General features: G+C 35.6%; 3 protein-coding genes. All 3 read right to left on the bottom strand.

Going from position 1 to position 2,663, the window contains the following annotated elements:
- On the bottom strand, positions 1–1,794 hold a 1,794-nt coding region (locus Q0277_RS03920), incomplete at its 3' end, for an AAA family ATPase (RefSeq protein ID WP_297995824.1).
- Positions 1,795–1,803: 9 nt separating this feature from the next.
- Positions 1,804–2,046, bottom strand: a complete 243-nt coding sequence (locus tag Q0277_RS03915; RefSeq protein ID WP_297995822.1) for a hypothetical protein — start codon at positions 2,044–2,046, stop codon at positions 1,804–1,806.
- Between the two features lie 13 nt (positions 2,047–2,059).
- On the bottom strand, positions 2,060–2,374 hold the full coding sequence (locus tag Q0277_RS03910; protein WP_297995820.1) for a hypothetical protein: 315 nt from the start codon (positions 2,372–2,374) through the stop codon (positions 2,060–2,062).
- Positions 2,375–2,663 lie beyond the last annotated feature (289 nt).

Genomic DNA, 2,663 nt, shown 5'->3' with positions numbered 1-2,663 from the left:
AAAGTCACTAAGCGTTAGCGTTTGACCATTTTGCTTCATGTCATATACGCGATCTATTGTGTTGTTAATATCATTTATGGCTTCGTGCTCGTCGTTTTTAACCTCTGCCATGAAACGCAGCCATGTTTTTAAAAAGTCTCTATTCTCTTTCGTGTCGGCTAGGCTGAACGGATTTAATTTAAAGCCGTCGCTCTCGCTATCGTGGTACTCGCCGTCCATGTAGTTCGTAAAAATATACATACCGCGCAGCTTATCCATTGCAAATATATCTATCGGATATTTAAATAAATTCGTCATTAAAAACTGCGCTAGCGTCGTCTTTCCGCTTCCGGTTCCGCCCACTATCATCGTATGTCCGGCTGGGCGATCGCCGTCGGGCTGCCAGTGAAAATTGAATAAATACGGCGTGCCGTTTAAGTGCTTAAACGTAGTTACCGCTTCGCCGCCCCAGTCATTTTTATTAAACCCGGTTACTTCGTTTTCAAAATTTGCGATCGTGGCTAGGTTACTGATATTTAGCGTTTTCTTCCTAGCATTTAAATTTCCACGACTAGGGAAGAAGCTAAAATAAAGAGGCTTTTGGTTTATCGTCTCTCGTACGACATTTAATCCTTGATTTTCTAAGATATTTTTTAGCTCGTTCGAGCGATTTTCCAGCTCTTTTAAGCTGTCGGCTAAGCAATATACCGAAAAACTCGTCTCTACCAAATTTTCCCTGTCGGCTTGGATCAGTTCCATTAACTGATCTAGCTCTTGGCGGACTAACTCTACGGCAAACGCTTTGGTGTCTTTTATCTTCTTGATCGCCTTGCGTTTTTCGTAGGCTTTTAGATAAATCATGGCCATAAATTCGTTGTTGCTTTTTATTAAATTTGAGGTGATGATCGACTTGATTTGCTCAGTTTCGTAGGCTTTTACGCTGATAAATCTAGCGTATTTGGTCGTGCCGTCGTTGCGGTAAAACTCTATGTAGTCTTTTTTAAATTCGACGTATGAGCTTATGTAGCTATCGGTGATCAACTCGTTCGTATACGCAAGGTTCGTCTCTTTCGCGTTTGAATATGTAGCATAAAAATTTATGATCTCATCGCCGCTTAGCTGCCTTGGCTGATAAATCGAGAAGTAGTTTTTGATATTTGAGTACGTATCATTTAAAAGCTCGATTTTTTGCTTCAATCTCTCACTTTCCTCACTTTCCTCATCTTTCTCACTAGTCATCTTGGTTTTAAAGCTTTCTAGCAGTCCGGTGATATTTTTCGTCATCGTAGAGATTATTAAAAAGTATCTTATGGCATATATATCTTGATTAGTTTCCCATTTCTTTATGATCTCATTTGCGTATGGATTTATATTTTTATCGGCATAGTCTTTACCATTTTGCTTAGTTTTTTTGATGATTAAATTTATCTCGACATCGTCTTTTAGCGTGGTAAAAAACATAACGCGATTTAAGAGGTAGTCCGTCTCATCGTCCAAGCTAATTCCGGCATAGCTCGCCCCTTTTAACTCTACTGCTATACTCGCGTTGCCATCTTTGGTAATTATTATATTTTCGCCATATTTGCAAGCAATATTATTTTCTTTCGCTAGCGTATAAATTTGCGGCTCTGCTATCATTAAAATTTCATCCGCTTTTTTATTGATCTTATTGATTTTTGATAAAACATCGTTTCCTGTTTTATTTTTAACGCTTGATTTTTCTTGGCTTACTTCAATGCTAAGCTCTTTTTTTAATTCTTCTTTCTTTTTGTTTTGATTCCACTCTTTGATTACTCCTATTATTCCGCGAGCCATTTTTATAACCTATGCATAAAATTTATTTTGCGATATTTTCATTTTTGAGCCGATGATGTCATATATATCCTCATCAAAAAACTCCAAAACGAAGAAGAAGCAGTATAAAATAGCAACGACTGCTAGCGAATATAAAATCAAGATAAACCACGAAATAAATCCGGCGATTATAATCGTAAATAGACTCGTAGTTGTTAGACCTATGATTTTCGTTCTTTTAGTTAAATCCATATAGCAGTCGGTCACTATCATTCGTTTTTGCCTTTTACATTGCTGCAGCAGATAAGCCGTATGCGATACCAAGAATAATCGCGATACCGAGTAGCAGTTTTATATTATTTTTCAAAGCTTCAATATTTATGAACATTATTGTTAAGAATACTACGACCCATATAATACCGAATACGGTGATTACAGTATTGATAACGCTTGCCGCACTACTGCCGGCTTCCTTGATTTGTTCATTGGCTTTTGATTCTAATGTCTTTAGAACGTTTTGACCACCGGCTCCGAATAAATGAAATGGCAAAAACATTAAAAAGCAAAAAATACCTTTTACCTTTTTTGAGACTTCTCTCATTATTTACTCCTTTTTGATTAGAATATTTTTGATTTCTAGCACTATACTATTTTTCGAAAAGCGAGATTTTGTAAAAGTGATTTTGCGAATAGCGATTTAAAGGATATACAAGCAATTTTTTTAAAGATTTTATAAGTATTTATTTACTTTTTTACTTTTTCATATTGATTATTTTATAGGCTTTTTGCGATTATTTTTTTAAAAAAGCCTTTTTACAAAATTACGCTTTTCAAAAATTTTACAAATTCTTTTAAAAATTTTCTCTTCCGTTTCGTTTTGCTTATCTCTG

Source organism: uncultured Campylobacter sp. (assembly GCF_938030815.1).
Lineage (GTDB): Bacteria > Campylobacterota > Campylobacteria > Campylobacterales > Campylobacteraceae > Campylobacter_B.
The sequence above is the reverse complement of the archived record's forward strand: the minus strand, read 5'-3'. Positions and strand labels throughout refer to the sequence as shown.

Excerpts from the sequence above, each read along its gene's own strand:
- Q0277_RS03915 (WP_297995822.1), bottom strand. The coding sequence starts at position 2,046 with ATGATAGTGACCGACTGCTATATGGATTTAACTAAAAGAACGAAAATC.
- Q0277_RS03910 (WP_297995820.1), bottom strand. The coding sequence starts at position 2,374 with ATGAGAGAAGTCTCAAAAAAGGTAAAAGGTATTTTTTGCTTTTTAATG.